General features: G+C 59.4%; 25 protein-coding genes and 1 riboswitch. Of the genes, 23 read left to right on the top strand and 2 right to left on the bottom strand.

The annotated features are described in order from the left end of the window. Nucleotides 1-5: 5 nt before the first annotated feature. A complete protein-coding gene (locus H522_RS0105335; protein WP_026961516.1) occupies nucleotides 6-1376 on the top strand; it encodes an NCS2 family permease in 1371 nt (456 codons plus the stop codon). A gap of 133 nt (nucleotides 1377-1509) precedes the next feature. Beyond that, the gene (locus H522_RS21430) at nucleotides 1510-1647 is read left to right on the top strand and encodes a hypothetical protein (RefSeq protein WP_155836213.1); all 138 of its coding nucleotides are present in this window, start codon (nucleotides 1510-1512) and stop codon (nucleotides 1645-1647) included. An 80-nt stretch (nucleotides 1648-1727) separates the two neighbouring features. Here H522_RS21430 and H522_RS0105325 read toward each other — a convergent pair whose 3' ends face one another. Then, on the bottom strand, nucleotides 1728-2354 hold the full coding sequence (locus H522_RS0105325) for a nitroreductase family protein (protein ID WP_051343932.1): 627 nt from the start codon (nucleotides 2352-2354) through the stop codon (nucleotides 1728-1730). A 118-nt stretch (nucleotides 2355-2472) separates the two neighbouring features. Then, complete coding sequence (locus H522_RS0105320; protein WP_026961514.1) at nucleotides 2473-3705, bottom strand: cation:proton antiporter; 1233 nt, start codon at nucleotides 3703-3705, stop codon at nucleotides 2473-2475. Between the two features lie 310 nt (nucleotides 3706-4015). Between H522_RS0105320 and purB the strand changes: the two genes are divergently transcribed. The 21 genes from purB to H522_RS0105215 all read left to right on the top strand — a co-directional run bounded on the left by purB (nucleotide 4016) and on the right by H522_RS0105215 (nucleotide 26392). Beyond that, nucleotides 4016-5308 carry an adenylosuccinate lyase gene (gene purB, locus H522_RS0105310; RefSeq protein ID WP_026961513.1) on the top strand — a complete coding sequence of 431 codons (1293 nt, stop codon included), beginning with the start codon at nucleotides 4016-4018 and terminating at the stop codon, nucleotides 5306-5308. 50 nt (nucleotides 5309-5358) lie between these two features. Beyond that, nucleotides 5359-5460, top strand: a riboswitch (purine riboswitch). Nucleotides 5461-5707: 247 nt separating this feature from the next. Further along, complete coding sequence (gene purC / locus H522_RS0105305; protein WP_026961512.1) at nucleotides 5708-6430, top strand: phosphoribosylaminoimidazolesuccinocarboxamide synthase; 723 nt, start codon at nucleotides 5708-5710, stop codon at nucleotides 6428-6430. Beyond that, a complete protein-coding gene (gene purS, locus H522_RS0105300; RefSeq protein WP_026961511.1) occupies nucleotides 6427-6684 on the top strand; it encodes a phosphoribosylformylglycinamidine synthase subunit PurS in 258 nt (85 codons plus the stop codon). The genes purC and purS overlap by 4 nt, the downstream gene beginning before the upstream one ends. Next, complete coding sequence (gene purQ, locus H522_RS0105295; protein WP_026961510.1) at nucleotides 6684-7397, top strand: phosphoribosylformylglycinamidine synthase subunit PurQ; 714 nt, start codon at nucleotides 6684-6686, stop codon at nucleotides 7395-7397. Before purS ends, purQ begins: the two co-directional genes overlap by 1 nt. Continuing rightward, nucleotides 7390-9687 (top strand): phosphoribosylformylglycinamidine synthase subunit PurL, encoded by a 2298-nt coding sequence (gene purL, locus H522_RS0105290; RefSeq protein WP_245578021.1) that lies wholly within the window; start codon nucleotides 7390-7392, stop codon nucleotides 9685-9687. The genes purQ and purL overlap by 8 nt, the downstream gene beginning before the upstream one ends. Next, nucleotides 9684-11117, top strand: a complete 1434-nt coding sequence (gene purF / locus H522_RS0105285) for an amidophosphoribosyltransferase (protein WP_026961508.1) — start codon at nucleotides 9684-9686, stop codon at nucleotides 11115-11117. Before purL ends, purF begins: the two co-directional genes overlap by 4 nt. After that, nucleotides 11114-12184 (top strand): phosphoribosylformylglycinamidine cyclo-ligase, encoded by a 1071-nt coding sequence (purM, locus tag H522_RS0105280; protein WP_026961507.1) that lies wholly within the window; start codon nucleotides 11114-11116, stop codon nucleotides 12182-12184. Before purF ends, purM begins: the two co-directional genes overlap by 4 nt. After that, complete coding sequence (gene purN, locus H522_RS17775) at nucleotides 12184-12774, top strand: phosphoribosylglycinamide formyltransferase (protein ID WP_035452818.1); 591 nt, start codon at nucleotides 12184-12186, stop codon at nucleotides 12772-12774. The genes purM and purN overlap by 1 nt, the downstream gene beginning before the upstream one ends. 41 nt (nucleotides 12775-12815) lie before the next feature. Further along, the gene (gene purH / locus H522_RS0105270) at nucleotides 12816-14495 is read left to right on the top strand and encodes a bifunctional phosphoribosylaminoimidazolecarboxamide formyltransferase/IMP cyclohydrolase (protein WP_245578020.1); all 1680 of its coding nucleotides are present in this window, start codon (nucleotides 12816-12818) and stop codon (nucleotides 14493-14495) included. A gap of 13 nt (nucleotides 14496-14508) precedes the next feature. Further along, the gene (purD, locus tag H522_RS0105265) at nucleotides 14509-15873 is read left to right on the top strand and encodes a phosphoribosylamine--glycine ligase (protein WP_026961505.1); all 1365 of its coding nucleotides are present in this window, start codon (nucleotides 14509-14511) and stop codon (nucleotides 15871-15873) included. Nucleotides 15874-16064: 191 nt separating this feature from the next. Further along, the gene (locus H522_RS17770; RefSeq protein ID WP_245578032.1) at nucleotides 16065-16976 is read left to right on the top strand and encodes an EamA family transporter; all 912 of its coding nucleotides are present in this window, start codon (nucleotides 16065-16067) and stop codon (nucleotides 16974-16976) included. A gap of 150 nt (nucleotides 16977-17126) precedes the next feature. Further along, complete coding sequence (locus tag H522_RS0105255) at nucleotides 17127-18071, top strand: Phenylacetic acid catabolic protein (RefSeq protein WP_026961504.1); 945 nt, start codon at nucleotides 17127-17129, stop codon at nucleotides 18069-18071. A gap of 38 nt (nucleotides 18072-18109) precedes the next feature. Further along, entirely contained in the window at nucleotides 18110-18421 is a 312-nt protein-coding gene (locus H522_RS0105250; protein WP_026961503.1) for a metal-sulfur cluster assembly factor, read from the top strand. Beyond that, the gene (locus tag H522_RS0105245) at nucleotides 18418-18645 is read left to right on the top strand and encodes a hypothetical protein (protein ID WP_026961502.1); all 228 of its coding nucleotides are present in this window, start codon (nucleotides 18418-18420) and stop codon (nucleotides 18643-18645) included. Before H522_RS0105250 ends, H522_RS0105245 begins: the two co-directional genes overlap by 4 nt. A gap of 1 nt (nucleotide 18646) precedes the next feature. Beyond that, on the top strand, nucleotides 18647-19249 hold the full coding sequence (locus H522_RS0105240; RefSeq protein WP_026961501.1) for a Phenylacetic acid catabolic protein: 603 nt from the start codon (nucleotides 18647-18649) through the stop codon (nucleotides 19247-19249). Next, nucleotides 19219-19398 carry a PaaD-like zinc ribbon domain-containing protein gene (locus tag H522_RS20950; RefSeq protein WP_081411894.1) on the top strand — a complete coding sequence of 60 codons (180 nt, stop codon included), beginning with the start codon at nucleotides 19219-19221 and terminating at the stop codon, nucleotides 19396-19398. The genes H522_RS0105240 and H522_RS20950 overlap by 31 nt, the downstream gene beginning before the upstream one ends. Nucleotides 19399-19490: 92 nt before the next feature. Further along, the gene (locus tag H522_RS0105235; protein WP_081411893.1) at nucleotides 19491-20348 is read left to right on the top strand and encodes a PaaX family transcriptional regulator; all 858 of its coding nucleotides are present in this window, start codon (nucleotides 19491-19493) and stop codon (nucleotides 20346-20348) included. A gap of 26 nt (nucleotides 20349-20374) precedes the next feature. Beyond that, nucleotides 20375-21880 carry an aldehyde dehydrogenase family protein gene (locus H522_RS0105230; protein WP_026961499.1) on the top strand — a complete coding sequence of 502 codons (1506 nt, stop codon included), beginning with the start codon at nucleotides 20375-20377 and terminating at the stop codon, nucleotides 21878-21880. A 178-nt stretch (nucleotides 21881-22058) separates the two neighbouring features. Then, nucleotides 22059-22835 carry an enoyl-CoA hydratase/isomerase family protein gene (locus H522_RS0105225; protein WP_420535272.1) on the top strand — a complete coding sequence of 259 codons (777 nt, stop codon included), beginning with the start codon at nucleotides 22059-22061 and terminating at the stop codon, nucleotides 22833-22835. Between the two features lie 107 nt (nucleotides 22836-22942). Further along, the gene (locus H522_RS0105220) at nucleotides 22943-24574 is read left to right on the top strand and encodes a benzoate-CoA ligase family protein (protein ID WP_051343929.1); all 1632 of its coding nucleotides are present in this window, start codon (nucleotides 22943-22945) and stop codon (nucleotides 24572-24574) included. Between the two features lie 18 nt (nucleotides 24575-24592). Next, a complete protein-coding gene (locus tag H522_RS0105215; RefSeq protein ID WP_026961496.1) occupies nucleotides 24593-26392 on the top strand; it encodes an adenine deaminase C-terminal domain-containing protein in 1800 nt (599 codons plus the stop codon). Nucleotides 26393-26474: the final 82 nt, after the last annotated feature.

The following is a 26474-nucleotide window of genomic DNA, read 5'->3' as shown; positions in this document are numbered from 1 at the left end:
GGGACATGGAAAACCTGTTTCGCCTAGGCCAGCATCAGACGACGGTTAGTCGTGAAATCGTGGCTGGCATTACGACGTTTGTCACGATGGCGTATATTTTGTTTGTCAATCCGCAGATTTTGAGCGGTACCGGTATGAACGCGCACGCCGTGTTTCTGGCGACGGCGCTCGGGGCGGGCATCGTCACGCTGCTGATGGGTCTATTTGTCAATTATCCGATTGCCTTGGCTCCCGGCATGGGTCTGAACGCTTACTTTGCCACCGTGGCGGCTCTGCACGGCGGGCAGATGAGCTGGCAGACCGCGCTTGGCTGCGTGTTCATCTCTGGCATCGTGTTCATTATTTTGACGGTTACAAAAATCCGCCAATTATTGGTAGTGGCGGTGCCGGATTCCCTCAAGCTGGCCATCACCGTCGGCATCGGCCTGTTTATTACCATCATCGGTCTCAAGGACGGCGGCGTGATGACCATGCAGTTTGTCGGTGCGGCACCGACCAAGTTCACCCCAGGGGCGCTTATCCAGGGAGCGGATTGGCTGCCGGGACTCGGTTCCCTGCGCAATCCGGGCGTGGATTTGACGCTGATAGGTCTTCTGTTGATTGCCGTGCTCATGGCGCTCCGGGTGCCAGGAGCCATCATCATCGGCATCCTGGTCACGACCCTCATTGGCATTCCCATGGGGGTGACCGACCTGTCCGGGCTCAGCCAGGCGTCCTGGGTGCCCGACTTCTCAAAGATGAACTTTGCCGCGTTCGACCTAGCCTCGGTCTTCCACTATGGGCTCATCAGTGCCTTGTTCACGTTTACGTTTGTCGAGCTGTTTGACACCTTTGGCACCCTGGTCGGGACCGCCAACAAGGCAGGGCTCTTGGAAGGCGAGGAGGGCGAGAAGCGGCTCGGCCGCGCTATGCTCGTCGACGCCACCGGTGTCAGCCTCGGCGCTCTGTTTGGCACCAGCACCATCACCGCCTTTGTCGAAAGCGGATCGGGCATTGCCGCTGGCGGTCGTACTGGTTTGACCGCGGTCACTACGGGCATCTTGTTCCTGTTGTCGCTGTTCATCGCGCCGATTGCGCTCGTCATTCCGGCGCAGGCGACCGCACCGGCGCTGGTGATTGTCGGCGTGTTGATGATGCAGGCGGTGCGCAACATCGATTGGGACAACATGGGGATTGCCATCCCGGCCTTCCTGACGATTGTCACGATGCCCTTGACCTACAGCATCTCGAACGGCATCGCCGTAGGTTTTACCGCGTTTGTCATCATCAACGCCATTTTGTGGCTATTTGGGCGCAGAGAGGAATACACGCGCATCCACTGGCTGATGATTATCATCGTCATTTTGGCCTTGTGGCGATACATTTTCTACGTGTAATTGCGGGACGCGCGGCCGCTTAAGCTCAGGGTTCAACCAGGTTTGCGGGGCACTCCTCAGCGGGCAACCTCTCATAGGATTGTCCTTGGCGGCTCATACTGAGGGCGAAAGGGACACGTTGGGGGGATTCGCAATGGCTCGCGGGAAATCTCCAGCAGCTGAGCGGCTGGCGGTCAGCTTCCCACTGGCCGTGGTCGTGTTTGGAGTCATCGGCTGGATTGTGACTACGTTGATTCGTTACCCACAATCTGGGGACCGTTATCGGCCTTAAAGGATTGTCAAAAAACGACCGCTCTCAGGCTACTGTCTGAGGGCGGTCGTTTTTCAAGCGCGTGTTCTTCCCTAGATTCGTCACGCCAATCCAGCGATTCGGTTGCCAAACCGACCTTCAAACACGGTTTCTGAGAGTGGTTTGCGCACGGATGGATGCTCGCGTTCCTGAAAGTCGGCCGGGAGGTCGTTGATGTCTCCCAGATACCCGAGGGCAATGACAATCTGAGGCTCAAAGCCTTCTGGAATGTTCAGCATTTCCCGCGCTTTATCCCGGTCAAAACCGCCCATGGCGTGTGTCACGAGGCCTTTCATCTGCGCGGCCAAGGCAAGCGACATCCAGGCGGCTCCGGCGTCCAAAGCGTGCGCCCGGTTATGGCGGCCGTCTGCCATCGTCGTTTCGGAAACCAGCAGCAGGAGTACGGGCGCCTTGTGGCACCACTCGACATTGCGGGCGTTAATAAACTGACAAAACAGGTCCCGCTCCACATCCGTGCGGGCGAGGATAAACCGCCACGGCTGTACGTTTGCGGCGGATGGGGCAAAACGGGCTGCTTCCAGCACGGCAAATAAGGTCTCCTCGTCGACCGGGCGCTCGGCGAAGGACCGCGGCGACCAGCGATTGACAAATACGGCCGGCACTTTATGTTGGGGCTGGCGATGGGCGGCTACCTGTTCTGTGAGTCCTTCCACAAGTGGTTCTTTCACCTTGGCTCATCCCCTTTCGCATCGACACCCATTTATCTTACCGCGCCATTCTAGCGTGGCAAAGTGGATGGCGGACAGGTTGGACTGGATTATGAACGCTGTCATCCGGGCTTGACACTCACTCCTCGAGGAGGTGCAAGCGTTTTGCCAGCGTCGGGGTGGTGCTGGCCTGAACCAGTAAGGTCGCGAGGATCATGACAAAGACGGCGGCGGATAAAAAGGAAGCCTGGGGCAAGTCTGAACTGGTCACCATGCCTACTAGCGCGGCTGCCACGACGCCGGTTTCCCGTGTCCAGCAAAAAAACAGAAGCTCGTTGCGCTGCCACTTGGCACGCCAATCCGGAAGCAGCGAACTCATGACGGTCAGCGGCCGGGCGATGAACATGAACACGATGGCGAGCACGACGGCTTGCCAGCCATACTTTTGCAGGATGCCAAAGTCCACCTGACTGCCCAGCAGGACGAAGATGAGCATCCGAAACTTTAAACCGACCGCCTCAATAAATTCATGCGCCGCCCGCTCTTGTTCCGGCAGAATGGTCAACCGGAAGGACTTCGCGTTGCCGACCGCCAAGCCGGCTGTGAAGACGCTCATAAAGCCGCTGGCGTGCAGGTGTTCGGCAATCAGATAGCTGGCCAGGACACTGATGACCACCGCCATCGGAGTGAACTCCCGCAGCAGTCCTCGGTCGTTTTCGGAAATCAGAAACGCCGTGACGCCGCCAATCACGCCTCCCACGACGATGCCACCCACCGCCAGCTGGAGAAACTCAAGCAGGATAGACCCAGCGCTGGCCTTTGTGGTGTGCGAGAGAATGCCGAAGACCACTGTGGTTAGGATGGCCCCAGTGGCGTCCGTGAAGGCAGACTCCGAGATGACCGTCTGTGCTACGCGCGGGCGGATCGGAAACCGCCCGAAAATCGGCACCAATGAGGCGGGATCGGTCGAGGCGACAATTGCGCCCAGGAGCAGGGCCAGCAAAAACGGCACGTGAACCATCCAGTGCGTCGCAGCCGCTACTATCAGGGCGGTCACCACTACTCCGGCGGTGGACAGAAGCCCAATACTGGGCCACACACGCCCCAGGACGCGAAGTTCCGTGACCATGCCGCCGTGAAACAGAATAAACGAAGCGCCTGCCAACAGGATGACTGGGTTGATAAGGGACTGCGGTTCAATATCAATCCAATGCAGAGCCGAGGGCCCAAGGAGCATACCAAGCAGGACGAACACAACCACATCGGGAATGTGTAGTCTTTGCGCCAGCTTGCCACCCGCTGTGCCGACGACAAAGATGAGCAGCAGCGTTGTCAACAAGTCTTGGGCGAATTCTACGGCGTGTGAGTGCATGGCAGAACCTCCTGCAATAGAAGCTGTAAGCGTCAACCGGCGCGGCGCCGGGCGAAAACGCAAAAGACGCAAAAGAGGAGCCTGGGTGACAGGCTCCTCCTCGACAAAACCCCGTATGCAATTCGCTTCTCAGGATATCAGGAATCGTGCCGATGGGCAAGGGATTCGGCCTACGCATGCGAACATTCTATGCGAACTTTATTCCATCGTTCGGGATTTTGGTTGACACCCTAGCGGGTCGGGGGTACACTGGCAACGGATACAGGTGGACGTACGCTGTCCACCGCTGGCTGGAGGAGGAGCGAACCCCGTGATTGACCGCTATACCCGCCCGGAGATGGGCAGGCTTTGGACGCTGGAACAGCGGTACCACTGGTGGCTACAGGTAGAGATTTTGGCTTGTGAAGCGTGGGCTCAGCTCGGCGTTATTCCAGAGGAAGACGCGGCGGCCATCCGCGAGAAGGCGCGCTTTTCCGTCGAACGGGTGCTGGAGATTGAGGAGACCACCCGCCATGACGTGGTAGCCTTCACGCGCGCTGTGTCTGAGTCCCTCGGCCCGGAACGCAAGTGGGTCCACTATGGTTTAACGTCGACCGATGTCGTCGACACCGCACTGTCGGCGCAGTTGCAGCAGGCCATCGCCATCATCCGGAATGACCTCCAGGTGATGCTCGATACCCTGCGGACCCTGGCGGATAAATATCGGCACACCATCATGATGGGCCGGACGCACGGGGTGCATGCGGAGCCGACCACGTTCGGACTCAAGGCGGCGCTCTGGTACGCCGAGATGGAGCGCAACCTGGAGCGCTTTGAAGCGGCCGCTGAGCGCGTACGCTATGGCAAGATCTCCGGGGCCGTCGGCACCTACGCCAATGTCGATCCGTTTGTCGAACGCTACGTTTGCCAACGCCTGGGGTTAAAGCCGGCGCCCATCAGCACGCAGACCCTACAGCGGGATCGGCACGCCGAGTTTATCTTCGTGCTCAGCCTTATCGGGACCACCTTGGATAAAATCGCGACGGAAATCCGCGGTCTGCAAAAGTCGGAGATCCGCGAGGTCGAGGAGCCATTCTACAAAGGTCAAAAAGGATCGTCCGCCATGCCGCACAAGCGCAATCCTGTAGGTTGCGAACAAATCAGCGGCCTCGCCCGTGTCCTGCGTGGGTTTGTCGTACCGGCGCTGGAAGACGTGCCCTTGTGGCATGAGCGGGACATCAGCCACTCGTCCGTCGAGCGCGTTGTGCTGCCGGATGCGACGATTCTGGTGGACTACCTGCTGCACCGTATGAATCGCATCCTAAAAGACCTGAACGTCTATCCGGAAAACATGAAGCGCAACATGGAGCGTACGCACGGCCTGACGTTCTCCCAGCGCGTCCTGACCGCCCTCATCGACAAAGGGGTAGCGCGCGAAGAGGCGTATGACACCGTCCAACCGGCCGCGATGCGGGCCTGGGAAGAGGAACGCCCGTTCTACGAGATCATTCGCGAGGCGCCGCTCGTCAAGGAAAAGCTCAGCGAAGACGAACTGAAGGCCTGCTTCGATCCGTCCTGGCACCTGCGCCGGGTGGACGAGATTTTGGCCCGCCTGGGCATCTGAGGCTTCGGCGTCCGGAGACGTTCGCCACGGCCGTATAAGTTGCCACGGCAAAATGGAATACTGCTCACTCTCGTATATCCTCAGGAATACGGCCTGAGAGTTTCTACCCGGACCCCGGAAAGGTCCGGACTACGAGGGGAATCCGAGGCACCGGAAGAACTGTCTCGGGACCAGACCGATGGCTTGGACCGCTCCGGCAACCGAGATTCGGAATCGGTAGGCCGACACCCGTAGAACCAGGGTCGGCCTTCACCGGACCGTATCCGCGCCGGAGGGTTGCTCGGTCCAAAGGCCAGTCCGGTGCCGCCAGCCAGCACGGCTCGCATTCCCCGCGTAGGTCGGGGGTGCGGGCCGTTATTGTACCGGCCCTCGACACATCAAGCAGAGGGAGAGAAAACCATGGTCGCCAAACTTGAGCTGCTCTATGAAGGCAAGGCGAAAAAGGTCTATCGAACCGAGAATCCACGCCAATACATTGTCGAGTACAAGGATGACGCGACCGCGTTCAACGGCCAGAAGCGCGGTTCCATCGCCGGCAAGGGCATCGTGAATAACCGCCTCTCCAATCTGTTCATGCAGCTTTTAGCCGCGCATGGGGTTCCCACTCACCTGGTGGAGCCCCTGAGCGACCGCGAGACGCTGGTTGAGGCGGTGCGCATTGTGCCCTTGGAGGTCGTCGTCCGCAACCTGGCCGCCGGGAGTATGGCGAAGCGGCTCGGGCTCACGGAAGGAACACCGCTCGCCCGGCCGATTGTGGAGTTCTACTATAAAAACGACGACCTGGGCGATCCGCTCGTCACCGATGACCACGTGGAGGTGCTGGGCTTGGCCCCCGTTTCGGTCCGGGACGAGATGCGTGAGTTAGCCCTGCGCGTCAACGACACCCTGTCCGCGTTTTTACGCCAGATTGGCGTCACGCTGGTCGACTTTAAGTTGGAGTTCGGTTTGGACGCGGATAACCGCCTGCTCTTGGCGGATGAGATTTCTCCGGATACCTGTCGGTTTTGGGACGCGAAGACGCAGAAGAAGCTGGACAAAGACCGGTTCCGCCGGGACCTGGGCGATATCGAGGCGGCGTATCAAGAAATCCTAAGCCGCGTAGAAGAGGGGATGCAGGTATGACGAAGTGGCGCGCCACGGTACGGGTATGGTTGAAGCCAAGCGTGTTCGATCCGCAGGGCCACGCGGTCTTGCAGGCACTCACCAGCCTCGGTCACGACGGAGTGGAGAACGTGCGCATCGGCAAGTCGATGGAGTTGACGGTCACGGCGAAAGACAAAGCGGAGGCGGAGGCCAAGGTGCGTCGCGCCTGTGACGAGCTGCTCTGCAACCCGGTGATGGAGACGTACGCGTATCAAGTCGAGGAGGGAGCCTGATGAAGTGGGCGGTCATCGTCTTTCCAGGCTCTAACTGCGACCAGGACGCGGCGCTGGCGATTGACCGGGTGCTGGGGGATGAAGTCGACCTGGTCTGGTACGACCAGGACAACCTCGCGGCCTACGACGCCATTATCTTGCCTGGCGGGTTCTCGTACGGCGACTACCTGCGCAGCGGCGCGATTGCCCGTTTCGCCCCAGCCTTGAACGGGGTGCGCGAGGCCGTGCAGCGAGGGGCGTTGGTGCTCGGTATCTGCAACGGGTTTCAGGTGCTGACCGAGGCGGGGCTCCTGCCCGGCGCCTTGCTTGTCAACGACCACCTGCAGTTTCGCTGTGAAATGACGAAGCTGCGTGTGGTCAACAACCAGACCCCGTTCACCCTCGACTATCAGGCTGGCGAGAAGATTCGTATCCCTATCGCGCACCGGGACGGGCGCTATTACGCCGACGCCGGGACGCTGGCAGAGCTGCATGCAGAACAGCGCATTGCTTTCACTTATGAGCAGAACCCGAACGGATCGAAAGACGATATCGCGGGCGTACTCGGGATAAACGGCCGCGTTCTCGGCCTGATGCCCCATCCGGAGCGGGCGGTCGCAGAATGGATGCGGTCAACGGACGGATCGCGCATGTTTACCTCCATGCACCGGTATGTAAAGGAGCAGAAATCGCTCGTGGGTGTGGCCACGGAAGGAGGGGATGGGCGTGGCTGAGCAGCGCGTAGCGACGAAAGCGGCCGGGCAGCCGACGCCCGAGGAGATTCGTGATGAGCGCCGGTATCTCGAATTGGGCCTGTCCGAGGTCGAGTACCAGCGCGTCTGTGATCGCCTGGGGCGCCTGCCCAACTACGTCGAAGCCGGTTTATTTGGCGTCCTTTGGTCGGAACACTGCAGCTATAAGAGCTCGAAAATCCACCTACGCAAGTTTCCTACCAGCGGGCCGCAGGTTTTGCAGGGGCCGGGAGAAAACGCGGGCGTGGTCGATGTCGGCGGCGGGCTTGGCGTGGCGTTCAAGATGGAGAGCCATAATCACCCCTCCGCGGTGGAGCCCTACCAGGGGGCGGCCACGGGCGTCGGCGGCATCCTGCGCGACGTGTTCACGATGGGGGCGCGTCCGATTGCCTTCCTCGACAGCTTGCGCTTTGGCCCCTTGAGCGATGAGCGGACGCGCTACCTGTTCGCGGGCGTAGTCGCAGGTATCGGCGGCTATGGCAACTGCGTCGGCATCCCAACCGTCGGCGGCGAGACGGTGTTTGACGAGCGCTATCGGCACAATCCGCTCGTCAACGCCATGTGCGTCGGAGTCCTCGAGGCGGACAAGATGGCAAAAGGCGTAGCCAAAGGCGTCGGCAATCCGGTGTTTGTGGTCGGCGCCCGCACCGGTCGCGACGGTATCCACGGCGCCACGTTTGCATCGGCCGAAGACCCGACGGAGAAAGAACGCTCCGCCGTGCAGGTGGGCGATCCGTTCCTCGGCAAGCTCTTGATGGAGGCTTGCCTGGAACTTATCGGCACGGGTGCCGTGGTTGGCATCCAGGACATGGGCGCGGCCGGGCTGACTTCGTCGTCGGCCGAGATGGCGGCCCGCGCCGGCGGCGGATTGGAGCTGTTCCTCGACAAGGTGCCGGTCCGCGAGGAGGGCATGACCCCGTACGAGATGATGCTCTCCGAGTCGCAGGAGCGGATGCTGGTCGTGATGGAAAAGGGGAAAGAGGACCTCGCGTTCTCTATCCTTCGCAAGTGGGGCCTGGAGGTGGCGGAAATCGGCCGCGTCACCGATGATGGCCAACTGCGGTTGTTCTTCGCGGGGGAAGTGGTGGCGGACGTGCCGGTGGCCGCCTTGGTCGACGAGGCGCCGGTCTATGACCGCCCGGCGGACCCTGAGTACCCATCGCCCGGCCTGGCGGTGACCCTGCCGACGGCGGAACAGGTTGCGGCTAAAGACTGGGAGCAGCACCTGCTGGACTTGCTCACGCACCCGTCCATCGCCGACAAGCGTTGGGTCTATCGGCAGTATGACACCAGTGTCCGCGCGTCCACCCAGGTCGGGCCGGGAAGCGATGCGGCCGTGGTGCGGCTGCCGGGTGTAGAGCGGGCTGTCGCGCTTACGACCGATGGCAACGGACGGTACGTCTACCTCAACCCGCGCCAGGGCGGCGCGATTGCGGTGGCGGAAGCGGCACGCAACCTGGTTGTGAGCGGGGCCAAGCCGCTCGCCATCACCGACTGCCTGAACTTTGGCAACCCAGAGAAGCCGTTTGTGATGCGCCAGTTCATCGACGCGGTGGAGGGGATGGCCGAGGCCTGCCGCACCCTCGACACGCCGGTCGTCAGCGGCAACGTCAGCTTCTACAATGAAAGCCAAGGTCAAGACATCTTCCCGACCCCGGTCGTGGGCGCCGTCGGCCTGATTGAAGACCTGGCGCACGTCACCGAGGCCGCGTTTACAAAGGCCGATTCGGCGGTCATCCTGTTGGGCCCCATCGACGACTCGCTCGACGGCAGCCTGTTTGCCCAAGTGCTTGCCGGGCAGCCGGCGGGCGATGCGCCAAGCCTTGATTTGGCGTTGGAGCAGCGAGTGCAGGACCTCGTGCTGCGGTTGATTCACAGCGGTCAGGTCCGCTCCGCCCACGACGTCTCCGAAGGCGGCCTCGCTGTCGCCCTGGCGGAAATGGCCATCGCGGGGAACGTCGGCGTGATTGCGGTCCTGCCGGAGACAGTGACGGATGCGCCGCGCAGGGCCGGTGTGTTGTTCTCAGAGGCGCAGAGTCGCGTCCTGCTCGAGGTCGACCGAGACCAAGCCGAGAGCGTGCTCCTGGCCGCCCGTAAGGCTCAGGTGCCGGCCGTTCGCCTCGGCCACACAGGCGGGGATGCGGTGACCATCGGGGACCCGAACGGCACCTGGTTGTCGGTGACCGTGGCGGCGGCCCGCGATGCGTATGAAACGGCGCTGCCTAAGAGCATGCAGACACCCAGTGGACGCGGGGAGGTCGACGGAGAATGAGGCTGGAACGGACGGATCACCCCCAGGAAGAGTGCGGTGTCTTCGGCATCTTCGGGCACCCGAGCGCGGCGCAAATCACGCACATCGCTCTGATTGCCCTCCAGCATCGCGGACAGGAGGCGGCGGGCATCGCCAGCGTGGACGGGGAGCGAATGTACAACCACCGGGGACTGGGCCTGGTCTCCGACGTGTTTTCCCGGGAGGACCTAGAGCGCCTCAAGGGCCACGCGGCGATTGGTCATGTGCGCTATTCGACCGCCGGCCACAACACGGTGGAAAACGCCCAGCCTCTCACCTTCCGCACGCACCGCGGCAGCCTGGCCCTGGCGCACAACGGGAATCTAGTCAACGCGCCCGCCCTGCGCGTGCTGCTCGAGCGTCAGGGGAGCCTGTTTCAGTCCACCAGCGACACCGAGGTGGTGGCGCACCTGATTGTCCGTTCCGTACAGACCGATTTCATCGAGGCGGTACGCACCAGTGTCAGCATGGTCAAGGGCGGCTACGCGTTTGTGTTTTTGACCGATGATCGGCTCATCGCCCTGCGCGATCCGTTCGGGCTTCGCCCTTTGGCGCTGGGCCGCTTGGGGGAGGCCTACGTGGTGGCGTCCGAGTCGTGCGCGTTTGAGACGATTGGCGCTGAGTTCATCCGCGATGTGCAGCCCGGGGAGGCGCTGGTCATCGATGCGGAGGGGCTTACGGCCATTCCGCCGGCCCAGCCGACGCGGCGGGCCATGTGCACCTTTGAGCACATCTACTTTGCCCGCCCGGACAGCGACATCGACGGTTGGAACGTGCACGCGGTACGGAAGAAGTTAGGCCGCATCCTGGCCGCGCGACACCCGGCGGTCGGGGACATCGTCATCGGGGTCCCTGACTCCAGCGTCTCGGCCGCGACCGGCTTTGCCGAGGCCAGCGGCATTCCGTTGGAGATGGGGCTGGTGAAGAACAAGTACGTGGCGCGCACCTTCATCCAGCCGTCCCAAGAGCTGCGCGACCTGGGGGTGCGGCTGAAACTGAACGCGGTCCGCTCAGTCGTGGAAGGCCGGCGCGTGGTGCTCATCGACGACTCGATTGTCCGCGGCACCACCAGCCGTCGCCTGGTGCAGCTGCTGCGTGAGGCGGGGGCCACCGAGGTGCACCTGCGCATCTCCAGTCCGCCGTACAAACACGCTTGCCACTACGGCATCGATACCTCGTCCAAAGGGCAGCTGATTGCAGCGGATTACTCCCCAGAAGAGATTTGCCGTTTGATTGAAGCGGATTCGCTCGAGTTTTTGACCGTCGAGGAGTTGATGGAGGCGTTCGGTGTGGCCAAAGACGGGCCGTACCCGTTCTGCAACGCCTGTTTCACCGGGCGCTACCCAACCGAGGTGTACGCCGTCAGCAAAGAGCAGTATGACGTCAGTCGGCAGGGGGTTGAAGTCAGATGAGCGATTGGTACCGCGAGGCGGGGGTGGACATCGCGGCGGGGAATGAGGCGGCCCGCCGTTACGCGCGCCTTGCCCAGGCCACTCGCCGGCCGGAGGTGATGGCCGCCATCGGCGGTTTTTCCGGCGGTTTTCGTCTGGATACGGCCCGATTCCCCCAGCCGGTCCTGCTCTCGGGCGCGGACGGAGTCGGCACGAAGCTGAAGCTGGCTTTTGCCAGTGGGCGTCACGATACGGTGGGTATCGACTGCGTGGCGATGTGTGTCAACGATATCCTCACCTCCGGGGCGGAGCCGCTGTTCTTCCTCGACTACTTGGCGACCGGCAAACTGGACGTGAGCGTCGCCGAGACGGTCGTGGCCGGGGTCGCTGCGGGCTGTGCCGAGGCCGGGTGTGCGCTGATTGGCGGCGAGACGGCGGAGATGCCCGGGATGTACGAGGACGGGGAGTACGACCTGGCTGGCTTTGCGGTCGGTGTAGCGAATCAGCCGGACCTAATCGACGGCCGCCGCGCTCAGGTTGGGGACGTGCTCATCGGGCTCGGCAGCGATGGCCTGCATTCCAACGGCTACTCGCTGGTGCGCAAGCTGATTGCCGAGGCCGGGGTCAAGCTGACGGACGAGACGCCGTTTGCAGCGCCAGGCGGATCGACCCATGCGGGGCGTGCCTGGACGTGGGCGGATGAGCTCCTTAGACCCACGCGCATCTATGTGCGGCCGGTGTTGACGGCATTGGCGGCGGGTCTGGACATCCGGGCGATGGCGCACATCACCGGCGGAGGCCTGGTGGAAAACGTGCCGCGCTCCCTGCCGGACGGCCTGACGGCGGAGATTACCCTCGGCGCCTGGCCCAAGCCGCCCGTTTTTTCGTGGTTGCTCCAGCAGAGTGGCATGGACGTAATCGAAGCGGCGCGCGTCTGGAATCTGGGCATCGGCTTTACGCTGGTGGTGCCGGCAGAGCGGACGGAAGAGACGCTTGCCTGGTTGACGACGCAAGGTGAGCGCGCGTATCGAATTGGCCGAATCGTGCCGGGCACGGGAGACGCGCGGCTGGTGGAGGCGGGGGCGTGATGGAGCCGGTGCGTCTGGCCGTTTTCGCTTCCGGGCACGGCAGTAACCTGCAGGCGTTGTTGGATGAGCCCAGGCGCAACCCGGACTGGCCGGCACGGGTGGTGGCGGTCGTTTCGGATAAACCCGGGGCGTTGGCCGCCACGCGCGCCGAAAAGGCCGGGGTGCCGGTGTTTGCCAAAAGTCCCCGTACGTATCCGGACAAGCCGGCGTTTGAACGGGACGTCTTGCGGTTTTTGCACGAGCACGGCGTGCAGTGGATTGCCTTGGCTGGTTATATGCGCCTGGTCGGGGACGTGCTGCTGACGGCCTATCCCAACCGCATCCTCAACATCCATCCGTCCCTGTTGCCGCACTTTCCGGGTCGCCACGCGGTGCAGGACGCGCTGGCCGCGGGGGCGAAAGAGACGGGCGTCACCGTGCACCTGGTGGACGACGGCATCGACACCGGACCGATTCTGCTCCAGGCGCGCGTCGCCATCCCAGACGGCATCACAGAAGAGGACTTACTCGCGCGCATTCACAAGGTGGAGCACAAATTGTATCCGTTGGCGGTGAGTTTGGCGGTCGCTGGATGGCTTCGCGAAGAATAGATAATTTGTACCACGAAAGGAGAGAAGGCGCAGTCCTCCCCATGCCGAAAGGCAGGGGCTTTATGCGCCGGAGTTGGGTGAACAAGTGGGCACTGGTCAGCGTTTTTAAGAAGGAAGGCGTGGCCGACTTCTGCCGCCGTTTGGTCGCGGCCGGCTACGGCATCCTGTCCACCGGGGGAACCGCCCGGCACCTGCGGGAGGCCGGCATTGCGGTCACCGAGGTGTCCGATTATACCGGGTTTCCGGAGATGCTTGAGGGACGGGTGAAGACCCTACACCCGCGCATCCACGCCGGGGTACTGGCGCGTCGGGAGGATGAAAGTCACATGGCGACGATTGCCGAACACGGCATCGACCGCATTGACGTGGTGGTGGTCAACCTGTACCCGTTCCGCGAGACCATCGCCCGCCCGGGCGTCACGTTTGCCGAAGCAATTGAGATGATTGACATCGGTGGGCCGTCTCTGCTGCGGGCAGCAGCCAAGAACCATCGTGGCTGTCTGCCGGTGGTCGATCCGGCCGACTACGCCTGGTTGGGCGATGCGCTCGCGAGTGGGCGCGAGTTGACGGCTGCTGAACGGACCCGCCTCGCGGCCAAGGTGTTCGCCGAGACTTCGGCCTACGACGCGGCCATCGCGGCCTACCTAGAGGCGGCCGCCACGCGGGCCGCTACGGAAGCGGGAAAAGCTCAGGCCGGTGGCGCTCAGGCCGAGACAGCGGCGAAGGCCGACACACCGGCTCAGGCCGAGGCTTCGGTCACATGGCCGCCTCTTTACCAGGTCTCGTTTGTCCACAAGCAGGCCCTGCGTTACGGCGAGAACCCGCATCAGCAGGCGCACTTTTACGCGGATGCGGACGCCAGCCCGGCGACGATTGCCGGCGCCCGCCAACTGCAGGGGAAAGAGCTGTCCTACAACAACATCCAGGATGCGGACGCGGCACTGCAGATTCTGCGCGCCCTGGACGATTTGGAGCGTCCAGCGGCGGTCGCGGTCAAGCACATGAACCCGTGCGGCGTCGGCTTGGGCGCGACTTTGGACGAGGCGTTTGCGCGCGCCTTTGAGGCGGATTCTGTATCCATCTTTGGCGGTATCATCGCTCTCAACCGGACGGTGGAAGCGGAACTGGCTGAACGGCTGGCAGGGATGTTCCTGGAGATCATCTTGGCCCCAGGGTTTACTGCCCAGGCGCTCGAACGGCTGGCGCGCAAGAAGAATCTGCGCCTGTTGGAAGTGGACATGGAGCAGCCGTTATGGCGGCCCGGAGACCATCTGCTGCGGCGGGTGTCGGGCGGACTGTTGGTGCAGGAGGTCAACGTCGGGGACATCGGTGCGGACGAGTGGCAGGTGGTCACGCGCCGGCAGCCGACCGAGGCCGAGTGGGAGGCCCTCCGCTTTGGCTGGCGGATTGTCCGCTTCGTGAAGTCGAACGCAATTGTCCTGGCCAATTCGGAAATGACCCTGGGCATCGGCGCGGGGCAGATGAACCGCGTCGGTGCCGCCAAGATTGCCATTGAACAGGCGGGATCGCGCGCGAAGGGGAGCGTCCTGGCGTCGGACGCGTTCTTCCCGATGCGCGACACGGTCGACACCGCCGCCGCAGCCGGCGTCACCGCCATCGTGCAGCCGGGCGGATCGATTAAAGACAAAGAAAGCATTGAGGCGGCGGATGAGCACGGCATTGCCATGGTGTTCACCGGCCGGCGCCACTTCTTGCACTGAGAGGAGAGTCACGATGGCTTTCGAGATTCCCAACAAGCCCCGGGTCTTAGTCGTGGGCTCGGGCGCCCGCGAGCACGTCCTGGCCTGGAAACTGGCGCAAAGCCCACATCGCCCAGAGCTGTTTGCGGCACCCGGCAACCCAGGGCTGGCGCAGGTTGCGGAATGTGTGCCGCTGGCAGCGGATGATGTGGACGGATTGGTCTCGTTTTGCCGCACGCACGCCATTGAGCTGGTCGTGGTGGGGCCGGAGCAACCGCTGTCCGTCGGGTTGGTGGACGCCTTGACGCAAGCGGGCATCCGCGCCTTTGGGCCGACAGAGGCAGCGGCCCAGCTGGAGACCTCGAAGGCGTTCGCCAAGTCACTGATGCAGAAAGCAGGGGTGCCCACGGCGGCGCACCGGACGTTTACCGATGCAAAGGCGGCCAAGGCCTACATCCGCGAGCAGGGCGCGCCGATTGTCGTCAAGGCGGACGGTTTAGCGGCCGGCAAGGGGGTTACCGTTGCAAAGACGGTAGCGGAAGCCTGCCGCGCGGTGGACGAGATGATGGAAGGCGGCCGCTTCGGCGCGGCCGGGCGGCGTGTCGTGGTCGAATCGTTCCTTGCGGGACGCGAGGCGTCACTGATGTTTTTCATTGACGAGAGCGCCGTCGTGCCGATGATCCCCGCGCGGGATCACAAGCGGATTGGCGAAGGGGACACGGGCCCGAACACAGGCGGTATGGGCGCCTACGCGCCGCTGCCGGACGCAGACAGCAGGGCTCTGGCGGAAGAGGTGGAGCGGCGTATCGTGCGCCCCACGTTGGATGGCCTAGCTAAGCAGGGCATTCAGTATCGTGGGGTGCTTTACGTCGGCCTGATGCTGACGGCCGAGGGCCCGCAGGTGGTCGAGTTCAACGTCCGCTTTGGCGATCCGGAGGCGGAGGTGGTTCTGCCGTTGCTGGCCTCCGACCTGCTGGAGATTGCCTGGGCGGTCAGCGAAGGCCGGCTGGCGGACACCAACATCGCTTGGCACTCGGAGCAAGCCGCGGTGTGCGTGGTGCTGGCCGCCGCAGGATATCCGGACTCTCCCCGCAAGGGGGATGTGATTGAGTTGCCGGGGGCGGCAGGCCGCCCTCGCGCGGGGGTTCTGGACGCTTCGGCGAACGCGGAGACTACTTTGGCCGGCTTAGTCGGGGCATCGGCAGGAGTTTCCTACACCATTTTCCACGCCGGAACCCGGCAAGACGGGGACACCCTGAAAACCGCCGGGGGCCGGGTGTTGACCGTGACCGGCGTCGGCAAGACGCTGGCAGAGGCGCGCGACGCCGCCTACGCGGGCGCCGACGGGGTGCAGTTTGCCGGCAAGTACTTGCGCCGGGACATTGCTCGCGGACTGTAAGTGAACGGAGAACCTCTAGAGAATTTGCGCCAGGGTTTGCACCTAGGGGAAAAGGGCAGTATACTACGGGACCGGGTTTTGCCCGGTCTTTTTGCATGCCATAGGACCGCGTGGGCAACGGCACGAAAGTCGGAAGAACATGGGAATCTCTCAATAAGAAACGTATCCAGACAGGGGGCCAGAAAAAATTGGTGCAACAGACTGTGTTTGTCGTTCTCATGCTGGTTGCGGGCAGCTGTTTTGGCGTCATCTCTCCCCTGATGAAGTTGTCGTACGCGCACGGGTTTACGGCCCAGCAAGTGACGGACGCGCAATACGGGTTTGCCGTCGTCCTCCTCTGGGCACTGGGCGTTTGGCAGGCACATCGCCTGCGTCTGCCGCTGCGTCAATGGCTGCTTTTGGCGGTACTCGGCGCCAGTGGGGCGGGTACGAGCTTGTGTTACTATTTGTCCCTTACACGTCTCCCGGCGTCTCTCGGCATTATCATGCTCTTTCAATTTGCCTGGATGGTCATGGTCATCGACATTCTTGTCACACACCGTTTACCGGCCACACAAAAGTGGCTCGGCCTGCTGATGATTGTTCTGGGCACCATCTTGGCGGTCGGCATCCTCGGTGAGCGGCTGCCGCGATTTCCAATGTGGGCCGTCGGATTAGGTCTCTTGGGTGGGTTGTTCTACGCCCTGACCCTTTACCTGTCGGGCTATGTTGATGAAGCCACACCTCCAGTGACCCGATCCGCTGTGACGGTGACCTTTTCCGGTTTGGTCATCCTGCCGTTTTTTCCACCCAGCTTTCTCTGGGACGGATCGATTCCGCGCGGGCTCTGGCTTTGGGGCGGCCTGGTGGCCTTATTCGGCCAAGTCCTGCCTATGTTGTGCATGCTGTTGTCGATTCCTCGGATTGGTGGCCGTATGGCCGGAGTGCTGGCTTCCGTGGAACTGCCTGTAGCCGTTCTGTCTGCCCACCTTGTTCTCGGTGAGCCGGTTAGCTGGCTGCGCTGGCTTGGCGTGGTTCTGATTTTGCTGGGAATCTGCGTGAGCGAGTGGCCTGGCGGAGGGCGACGCAGAACGAAATCAAAGACCCCGGCACTGGAGCCTTAATGGCCTTTTCGACTACACAGAATATTTGACGAGACAGAGTATTGACAATCGGGGGTGCGGGGTTATATATTACAGATAAAATAAAACAGAATAAAAAACGTAATACGATAAGGCGGGACATCGAGACACCATACAAGTGAGGTGAGATTCGTGGCAACGAGCACCCTTGCTGTGGACCCTTTGGCAGAAAAGATTCAGCGGGGTTTTATTGTCGAAACTCCGGAGGACATGACAGAGGAGTACCGACAGGCGTTGGTGCAAACGCTTACGATTACAGGGGACACGGAGTTGATGAGTGTTCCGGCGTTGCTGACGGCGTATAAGCAAGCGCCTACACTGAATCGCAAAATCACCATCTTGGCCATTATGCAGGATGAACTGGGTCACGCCCACATTGCCTACATTCTATTACGCGAACTTGGTATGGACCTGGAAACGCTGTTATATGAGCGCCCGCCGGAGAAGTGGAAGAACCCGTATGCCTTCGACTTTGACCTGGACAACTTTGTGGAAATCGGCCTGTTCAACGCACTGTATGACCGCGCCGGATATACATTGTTGTCCGACATTGGCCAGAACACTTCGTATGGACCGTGGCGGCGTGCCCTCGTAAAAGTCGATAAGGAAGAATTGTTTCACTTGCGCAACGGAGAATCGATTCTGCGCGAGGCCGTCAAAAACGAGGTGCAAAAGAAACAACTGGAGCGCGCGCTGCTCAGGATGTTCATCATGGGACTCGAGTTTTTCGGCGTGGCCGATGAGGTGAAGTCCCGTACGCGGCAGCTTGACTATCGTCTCAAGGGTAAGACCAATGACGAGCTGCGGCAGACGTGGCTTTCGAAAGTGGTTCCTTTCTTCGAATCGATTGGTATAGCGGTTCCTGCGCATTATGACGACGAAACGAATCGGTATGTCCTGGACATTCCCTTCCCTTGTAAGTTCGATGTCGAGAAACGGGAGTGGCTGTTGGACCAGCCTGACACGTGGGAAAATGTGATTCGTCGCTTCAAGGCGCGGGGACCACGGAACCAAGAATTCGTCAAACGTTTGCAAAAAGGATATCACGACTATCAAGAACTCCGCAAGACGTCGTAAGGTTGCCGGTGTCAAGGCCGTGAAGAAGGTGAATCGCGATGGCAGTGGAGCCGTACTGGACAGCCTTGGACCAGGTGATTGACCCTGAGTTTCCGATTTCGGTGGTGGACATGGGACTCATTTATGACATCACAGAAGCAGCGGATGGCTCCGTCACCGTGACCATGACCTACACGTCGGTTGGATGCGCTTGTATGCAGTGGATAGAAGAAGACATTTGCAATGCCATTCTTGCGGCTGGAGCGAAGCGGGTGGACATTAACGTCGTTTGGGATCCGCCATGGACCGTGCAACGCCTGACGAGTAAAGGGAGGTCCATGCTGGCCCAGTGGGGGGTATCCAGTCGATGAGTACGAATCTGAAGCGTTACGAAGTGTTTGCGCGCGGGCGTCGAGGCGAGCCATTCTATCACATCGGAGTCGTGGAGGCGTTTTCCGACAATCTAGCGCAGATTTTGGCGAGCCACATTTATGACGAAGAAAACTGGTTCGACTTTGCAGTAGTGCGTGCCGAGAACATTCGTTGGGTGACCCGCAACGGGCGAGATGACGTACCCGCGGTGGAGGGGGCGTGAAATGGATAAGACCGTCTTGATTGAGGTCCTACAGTTTCTCGCAGACTCAAAGATTTCGCTTGGGGATCAGTTGGTCGAGGAAGGGGTCAGCGCTCCCGAACTCACCTCAGCCCTGTCCGCGGTCGCCATGGCGCAGGCTGAACTGGGGCACGCGCGGCACTTGTACAATTGGTCGGCTTCTCTATCCAACCAGGAGGTTGAAATTCCTCAGGAAGCCACAACGGGTTTGCAAGCGATGCGCGAGAACCGTAATTGGATTGATTTGATGGTATCTGTCTTCATGGTAAACACCACAGCCCGGCTGATCCTCCAAGCGCTGCGGGATCGCGATGTCCCGGAAGTGTTGGCGAAGACGGGAAAGATGCTGCGCGAGGTGGAGGAACACATCACCTTTGCAAGTGAATGGTGCAAGCGTTTTGCGCTGGAGACGGGAGCCATTCCGCGGTTGTTTCGGGAGTCCGTACAAAGGCAGGGTCAAGAGGCTTTGGATTGGCTCGCAGGGGTCGATCAGCGTGGATTCGGTGGCTCGTCGCTCGAACTGGCCAGCGCGTGTCAGAAGGAGATGGATCTCCTATGCGTAACTCCGGTGGCGGAACAGGTATAGACCCCAATTCGCGCAAGGACGGACCGGCCGTCTGTCCGTTTTGCGGATCGAAGGACGTACGGATCCAATCACCGGTAGGGCGAGCGCAGCTGGTGCGACAGTACTACTGCAACACCTGTCGGAGCGTGTTTGAACGGGTCCGCTGGTAACAACCAGCCGGGCCGCTAGCGACTGATTCTCGCAGTCCCACATCCATGCCAATTGGTCCAGTTGCCTTGAGATGCTAGTATGAGGACATCATATGCAGCCATGTGGATTGAGGGGATTGCGTATGCGGCCGGCTTCCTTAAGCTTCACGCTATTTGGCGATTACTTTCGTGACTTGAACGTGGAGGTATGGGTGGGCAGCCTGATCAAATACCTCGGGGCGCTCGGCATTACCGAAAACGCGGCACGGGTCACCTTTTCCCGTATGATGCAGCAGGGGTGGTTGCACTCGCGTCGAGTGGGTCAAAAAAGTTACTACGCCTTATCGAGTGAAGGCAAGCGGCGGATTATTGATGGAGTCATGCGGGTCTACGATTGGGACGTCGTTTCAACCTGGGACCGACAGTGGCAAATCGTCTGTTGCGACTTGACAAGCATCCAAAAGGACCGTCGGGAACGGTTTCGGCGCGAGCTGCAGTGGATGGGGTTTGGTCAGATAAACCGCACGACTTGGATTAGTCCGCATCAGCGCTTTGCCTCATTGAAGCCGATGATTGAGGAGTATCAGATTGCCGCCGATGTTCACGTCTTTACTGGGACGTACGAAGGGATGCTGTCGGTTCTGGACCTGGTTTCCGCTGCCTGGAACTTAGAAGAAATTCAAAGGAAGTATGAAGGGTTTATCAACGAGTTCGGCACCAAGTATCAGAAGGCGCACCAACTCTACGTCCTGGGACAGTTGACAGAAGAGCAGGCGTTTGTCGAACGAACGTTGCTCGTGCACGAATACCGCAAGTTTCTTTTTGTCGATCCGCGTCTACCAAAGGAGCTGCTACCCGACCAGTGGATTGGCGATCAGGCTCGGAAGTTGTTCCGTGAGTACCACCAACTGTTGTCACCTTTGGCGGAAAAGTATTTCTATCAACATCTGGAGATATTGGACGAGGCGTAGTTGACTCTGGCCGTGGAGGTGCACAAGTGACGGAACGGGTAGTAACACAGGTCGAAGACAAGGTGTACGGGCTGTTCATCGGCGGAGAGTTTGTACCGGCCGACCAGGAAAGGTACTTTGAGGTCTATAACCCAGCCACGGGGCAGCCGATTGCGAAGGTAGCCAAGGCCACCAAGGCCGATGTGGACAAGGCTGTTCAGGCCGCTCGTCAAGCCTTTGAAGATGGAAATTGGTCCCGCTTTACGGTGGCCAAACGGGCTCGCGTCTTGAATGAAGTGGCGCGCCTGATGAGGGAAAGGCTCAATGATTTGGTCGAGCTGGAAGTGCTCAATACAGGCAAAACCGTCAACACGGCGAAGGGGCAAATTCTTCAGGCGATTGAGGATTTCGAGTTTTACGCTTCGGCTTCGGTCACGCTGGCGGGGCAAACGGTTCCCATGCCCAATGGGTTTTTCACTTACACCCTGCGGGAGCCGGTAGGGGTCTGTGCGCAGATCATCCCGTGGAACTACCCGCTGATGATGGCAGCGTGGAAATTGGCCCCCGCCTTAGCGGCAGGCTGCACCGTGATTCTTAAGCCAGCCAGTTACACGCCGCTGACCGCTTTGGAACTGGCTCGCATCTGCAAGGAAGCGGGAGTACCGGACGGAGTGGTTAACGTCATCACTGGAAGTGGGGCGGAGGTCGGTGCCTACATGTGTGAGCACCCTGGCATCGATAAGGTCGCCTTTACCGGGGACACGGAAACCGGCCGTGGGATTATGAGCATGGCCGCTGGCACCGTCAAACGTGTGTCCTTGGAACTTGGAGGGAAATCCGCCAATCTTATCTTTTCGGATGCGGACCTGGACGCTGCAGTCGACGGATCGCTACATGGCATTTTCTATAACTCGGGTCAGTCCTGTGAAGCGAGGTCGCGTCTGTTCGTCCACGAAGACGTTTATGAAGAGTTTATGTCGCGGTTCTTGGATAAGGTGAAACGAATTCAGGTCGGAGACCCGTTTGATCCGGCGGTGCACATGGGAGCTATCATCTCCGAGTCGCAGCTTGAAGTGATCGACGGATATGTCCGGCTGGCGGAGCAAGAAGGAGCCAAGGTCACCTATGGTGGAAGACGGCCTGAAGGCACCGCGTATGAAAACGGATACTGGTATCTGCCGACTGTTATTGAAGGTGTTAGGAACGAGATGCGCGTGGCTCAGGAGGAAATTTTCGGGCCTGTTGTGGTCGTGATGAAGTTCTCCAGCGAGGAGGAAGCGATTCAACTGGCCAACGACAGCATGTATGGATTGGCTGGTGCCGTTTGGACGACCAATCACGCACGTGCGCATCGCGTTGCCAGTCGGATTCGGTCGGGGATAGTCATGGTGAACTCGCCGATTTCCGCTTTCCCAGGAGTAGCCTTTGGAGGTTTCAAACAATCTGGTTTTGGCCGTGAATTGGCGGTGGAAACGCTGAACTTGTACACAGAGACCAAGAGTGTGGTCTCCTACATCGGCACCCAACCGTTGAATCCGCTCGGCGTGAGGTGAGTGCATTTCCCTTCGCGGAAAGGGAGGTGGTGCTCGGGTTGGCTGCCTAGGTGGCGCCTCGTCAGACCCATATCGTGACGAACACGGATTGTAGCGTCTGCTGCGTCCAGCGACTGTATTACGCATTCCATAGAAATCCAATCTATGGATAATATAAATCGTACAGGAGATGATAGGAATGCAATACGTGACGGTTAACACTGGTGACGGTGTGGCAGAAATTCATCTACATGCTGGGAAAGGGAATTCGTACGACTTTGATGTCTATCGTGAGTTGAACGCGGCCATTGACGAGATTCGTATCAATCACGATATCCACGCGGTCGTATTAATGAGCGATGTCCCCAAGTTTTTCTCCGTCGGTGCCAACATTGACTTCCTGCGCAGTGCAGATCCGCGGTTTAAAACGCAGTTTTGTCTCTTCTGTAATGAGACGCTGGACAAAATCGCTCGTTCTCCTCAGGTTTACATCGCCATGCTGGAAGGCCACACGGTTGGTGGCGGACTTGAGATGGCGATGGCCTGCGACTTGCGGTTTGCTGCGGACGGGGACTACCAGATTGGTTTGCCGGAAGTTACCTTGGGCGTGTTGCCAGGAACCGGTGGTACGCAGCGTATGGCGCGTTTAATTGGCCCATCGAAGGCGCTGGACCTTTGCATCACTGGACGTACCTTGAAGCCAAAAGAAGCACTTGACTACGGTTTGGTGGACAAGGTATTCCCGGCTGAGGAAATTCGCGAGCAGACGTTTGCGTACGCACAGAAGCTGGCGAGTGGTGCCACCTACGCGGTTTCCAACATCAAATTGTCCATCATGAACGGCAAAGAGATGCCGCTGAACGTGGCCATTCGTTATGAAGGTGAGCTGCAAAACCTGTTGTTCCGTTCTCAGGACGCAAAAGAAGGGTTATCTGCGTTCCTGGAGAAACGGCAGCCCTCGTTCCAGGGAGTTTAATCGATTCGATGTACAGGCGGGACATAACGGTGACAGTGCGAGAGTCCCGCCTGTTTTTGGGTGGGACATATCCGGAGTCATGCCCACCAAAGGGGAGTGAGGGAAGGATGTCCATCAACGTGCCTGATGAACCGCAGCTGCTTCCGCGCAGTCGTTACAATGCGACGGTTCGATTCATCGATAGGAACATGGAACTCGGACTGGGCAACAAAGTCGCCATCTACCACGATGATGGGGAGACTACTTATGAACAGTTGTACCAATGGGTGAATCGGGTCGGCAACGGTTTGCGTGCGTTAGGGGTACAGGTCGAGAACCGGATTGCGCTGGTATGTGAAGATTCGGTCGAATTTGTTGCTAGTTTCTTTGGGGCCATCAAAATTGGAGCAGTGCCTGTGCCACTGAATACGATGTGGAGTCCGGCCGACTATATCTATGTATTAAACGACAGCCGCGCTCAGGTGCTGATTATTGAAGCTCAATTATGGCGTCAGATTGCAAGGCAGCGTGCGGCGTTGCCCTACCTGAAACACGTGCTGTACTTGGAACGCGAAGGCGAACTTGCAGCAGTTGACAGTATGGAAAATGCGGGCATCCGCATCGGAAACTTTTATGAAATAATGAAAGCGCAACCATGCGAATTGGAACCTGTAGCCACCATCTATGACGATACGGCCTTCTGGTTATATACATCTGGAAGCACCGGTAAACCTAAAGGCGTTGTTCATCTGCAGCACGATATGGAGGTGGCTTTTCACAACTATGCGCGGAGCGTGCTAAACATCAATGAACACGACCGAACATTTTCCGCCTCCAAGTTGTTCTTTGCCTATGGCATGGGGAATGGTATGTACTTTGCCTTAGGCACCGGGGGTTCTACGGTCCTTCGGCGTCGACGGGTTTCTCCCGAGAACGTCTGCGATACGGTGGAAAGATATAGGCCGACGCTGTTCTTTGGTGTTCCAACCTTATATGCTGCCATGTTAGATTGGATGGACAAGACGGGCAAGAATCCCGACTTTTCATCCGTACGGTTATGCGTTTCGGCTGGAGAGCCACTACCTGCGGCCATTTATCGGCGGTTTCGGGAGAGGTTTGGCGTAGATATCCTGGATGGCATAGGCTCGACAGAAGCCTTGCATATCTACCTGTCCAACCGTCCTGGAGATATCCGTCCTGGAAGCACGGGTAAAGTGGTGCCGGGGTTTGACGTGAAAATCGTGAATGAGTATGGAGAAACAGTGGCTGCCAACGAACCGGGGCAGCTGCTCCTGAAGGGAGATTGCTTAGCGCAAGGCTACTGGAACCTGCATGTGCAGTCCAAATCCAGATTTAACGGCGAATGGTACTGCACGGGCGATCGGTACTACCAGGATGAAGATGGGTTCTTCTTCTATTGTGGCCGTGAAGATGACATGTTGAAGTCGGGCGGAATTTGGGTCTCACCCATTGAAGTGGAAAGTGTCATTTTGGACCATGAGGCGGTATTGGAAGCCGCGGTCGTAGGGGAAAAAGATGAAAATGGGATTCAAAAACCGGTCGCTTACGTGGTACTGCGTTTCGAGCCAGACTCTGTAGAAGAAATGGAAGCAGAGTTGCGTGCGTACGTTCGAGCCCGTTTAGCTCACTTTAAATGTCCAAAACGGTTCATCTTCATGGATGACCTGCCAAAGACCGCGACTGGGAAAATCCAGCGATTCAAGCTTCGAGAACGCAGTTACTCACCGACCGTCAATTAAGGCAGGGAGGGTTACAATGTGGGACGACGGAATTGGCTTCCCTTCGCGGCGACTCGAGAAGAATTGATTGAAGTGTCGAAAGGTAAGCGAAAGGCAGATTTATATATTCGCGACGGCCGCGTTTTGAACGTATATTCTGGGGAAATTTTGAATACCAACGTCGCTGTGTATAAGGACCGCATTGCGTACGTGGGCCAACGCGAGGACTGTATTGGTGAGCGCACAGAGGTTCTGGATGCGGATGGATGCTATATTTCCCCCGGTTGGATTGAGACCCACTCCCACCCGTGGGTCTTGTACAACCCGGTGAGTTTGACGGAGAAGGTCCTGCCCCTGGGCACGACCACGTTTGCCCATGATGACCTTTTTTTCTTCATGCATATGGGCGTGGAAGGATTCGCGCGCATGGTCAAAGACCTGCGTGTTTTACCCGGTTTGCATTTATGGCTGGCGCGAATCGTATCGCAAGCTGCCTATCCGGGCGAGTACGAGGATTTTCATCCTGATAAGCTGCGCGTCCTCCTTGATATGTGGGATGTGATTGGAACCGCCGAGGTTACGCGTTGGCCAATTATCTATGATGCCGATTCACGCGTCTTAGAAGTCATTGAAGAAGCGAAGCGACGCGGTAAAGTTTCGGATGGTCATACGTCCGGGTGTTCCTATGAGCGCCTGAATGCTATCGCGGCGGCGGGCATAAGTGCATGCCACGAGGCCATCACGGCGCAGGAAGTTTTGGATCGTTTGCGACTGGGCTTGTGGACGGTTTTGCGAAACAGTTCCCTGCGGCCGGACATGGATGAGGTGATTCGGGCTGTTACGGAGCATGGAATCGATACCCGGCGCGTTATGATGACTGTCGATGGCCCCAATCCCGGCTTTATTGATACGGAAGGGTTTATCGATGGGCTTTTGCGTAAGGCGGTAATGGCCGGAGTAAGCCCGATGACGGCGATACAAATGGTAACCCTAAACGCGGCCACTTACCTTGGCCTGGACGATTTTATTGGTGGCATTGCGCCCGGGCGCCGTGCAGACTTGTTGCTTTTACCAGACCTGGAGCACTTCGTTCCTGATCTGGTCGTGACGGGGGGAGAGGTAGCTGCACGAGGAGGCCGCTTGACCCGTCCGCTGCCGAATCCTGAGTGGAGTTCCTATCTGACAAAGAGACCGCTGGCGGAGACTTCCTTGGGCATTGACTTTACACCAGATTTGTTTCGCTACCCGGCTTCTGCAGGAGCGTCCGAAGTGACCGTGCCCGCAATCCGCTTTCGTCTGGCTGCAATCACTGAGCGGAAAGACTATACGCTCCCTGTGACAAACGGCTACGCGGTAATCGACAAGCACCCGAATTTATCCTACGCCACTTTGATTCACCGCCATGGGGAGTGGATTGTACACGCCATCCTGGACGACTTCATGCCGGGTGTCGAGGGGTTGGCTTCCACGTATAACACCACGACCGACTTGCTAGTAATTGGTCGTAATCCTCAGGCCATGGCGCAGGCGGCTCAGCGAGTTCGAGTATTGGGCGGCGGAGTGGTGCTTGTGGAACAGGGCAAGGCAGTTGTGGAAATCCCGCTGCCGTTTACCGGAATGATGACGACCAGTCCCTCGTTTGCTCAGGCGGTTACCTACTACAATCAACTGGCCACGGCCGTACGGGCGCGTGGGTACGCGTTTCATGACATCCTGTATTCGTTTTTATTTCTAGCCTGTGATTTTCTGCCCGGCTTGCGTTTGACACCGCTCGGGGTGATAGACGTGAAATCAAAGGAGGTACTTGGTAAGCCAGCCGCGCTTCTGAGCCGTGTCTGAAGGCTTGTCCGTATACTTGCCCCAGAGTCAACCCAGACAGAAGGGATGGGTTAAGATGAAGTAGAGGTGTTTGTGATGCCGG

The organism is Alicyclobacillus herbarius DSM 13609 (genome assembly GCF_000430585.1).
Lineage (GTDB): Bacteria > Bacillota > Bacilli > Alicyclobacillales > Alicyclobacillaceae > Alicyclobacillus_G > Alicyclobacillus_G herbarius.
The sequence above is the reverse complement of the archived record's forward strand: the minus strand, read 5'-3'. Positions and strand labels throughout refer to the sequence as shown.

Bases quoted from the DNA above. Each gene is read 5' to 3' on its own strand.
- H522_RS0105335 (WP_026961516.1), top strand. From the start codon at position 6: ATGGAAAACCTGTTTCGCCTAGGCCAGCATCAGACGACGGTTAGTCGT.
- H522_RS21430 (WP_155836213.1), top strand. From the start codon at position 1,510: ATGGCTCGCGGGAAATCTCCAGCAGCTGAGCGGCTGGCGGTCAGCTTC.
- H522_RS0105320 (WP_026961514.1), bottom strand. From the start codon at position 3,705: ATGCACTCACACGCCGTAGAATTCGCCCAAGACTTGTTGACAACGCTG.
- purC (WP_026961512.1), top strand. From the start codon at position 5,708: ATGGTCGCCAAACTTGAGCTGCTCTATGAAGGCAAGGCGAAAAAGGTC.
- purS (WP_026961511.1), top strand. From the start codon at position 6,427: ATGACGAAGTGGCGCGCCACGGTACGGGTATGGTTGAAGCCAAGCGTG.
- purQ (WP_026961510.1), top strand. From the start codon at position 6,684: ATGAAGTGGGCGGTCATCGTCTTTCCAGGCTCTAACTGCGACCAGGAC.
- purF (WP_026961508.1), top strand. From the start codon at position 9,684: ATGAGGCTGGAACGGACGGATCACCCCCAGGAAGAGTGCGGTGTCTTC.
- purM (WP_026961507.1), top strand. From the start codon at position 11,114: ATGAGCGATTGGTACCGCGAGGCGGGGGTGGACATCGCGGCGGGGAAT.
- purN (WP_035452818.1), top strand. From the start codon at position 12,184: ATGGAGCCGGTGCGTCTGGCCGTTTTCGCTTCCGGGCACGGCAGTAAC.
- purH (WP_245578020.1), top strand. From the start codon at position 12,816: ATGCCGAAAGGCAGGGGCTTTATGCGCCGGAGTTGGGTGAACAAGTGG.
- purD (WP_026961505.1), top strand. From the start codon at position 14,509: ATGGCTTTCGAGATTCCCAACAAGCCCCGGGTCTTAGTCGTGGGCTCG.
- H522_RS0105250 (WP_026961503.1), top strand. From the start codon at position 18,110: ATGGCAGTGGAGCCGTACTGGACAGCCTTGGACCAGGTGATTGACCCT.
- H522_RS0105245 (WP_026961502.1), top strand. From the start codon at position 18,418: ATGAGTACGAATCTGAAGCGTTACGAAGTGTTTGCGCGCGGGCGTCGA.
- H522_RS0105240 (WP_026961501.1), top strand. From the start codon at position 18,647: ATGGATAAGACCGTCTTGATTGAGGTCCTACAGTTTCTCGCAGACTCA.
- H522_RS20950 (WP_081411894.1), top strand. From the start codon at position 19,219: ATGCGTAACTCCGGTGGCGGAACAGGTATAGACCCCAATTCGCGCAAG.
- H522_RS0105235 (WP_081411893.1), top strand. From the start codon at position 19,491: ATGCAGCCATGTGGATTGAGGGGATTGCGTATGCGGCCGGCTTCCTTA.
- H522_RS0105225 (WP_420535272.1), top strand. From the start codon at position 22,059: ATGCAATACGTGACGGTTAACACTGGTGACGGTGTGGCAGAAATTCAT.
- H522_RS0105220 (WP_051343929.1), top strand. From the start codon at position 22,943: ATGTCCATCAACGTGCCTGATGAACCGCAGCTGCTTCCGCGCAGTCGT.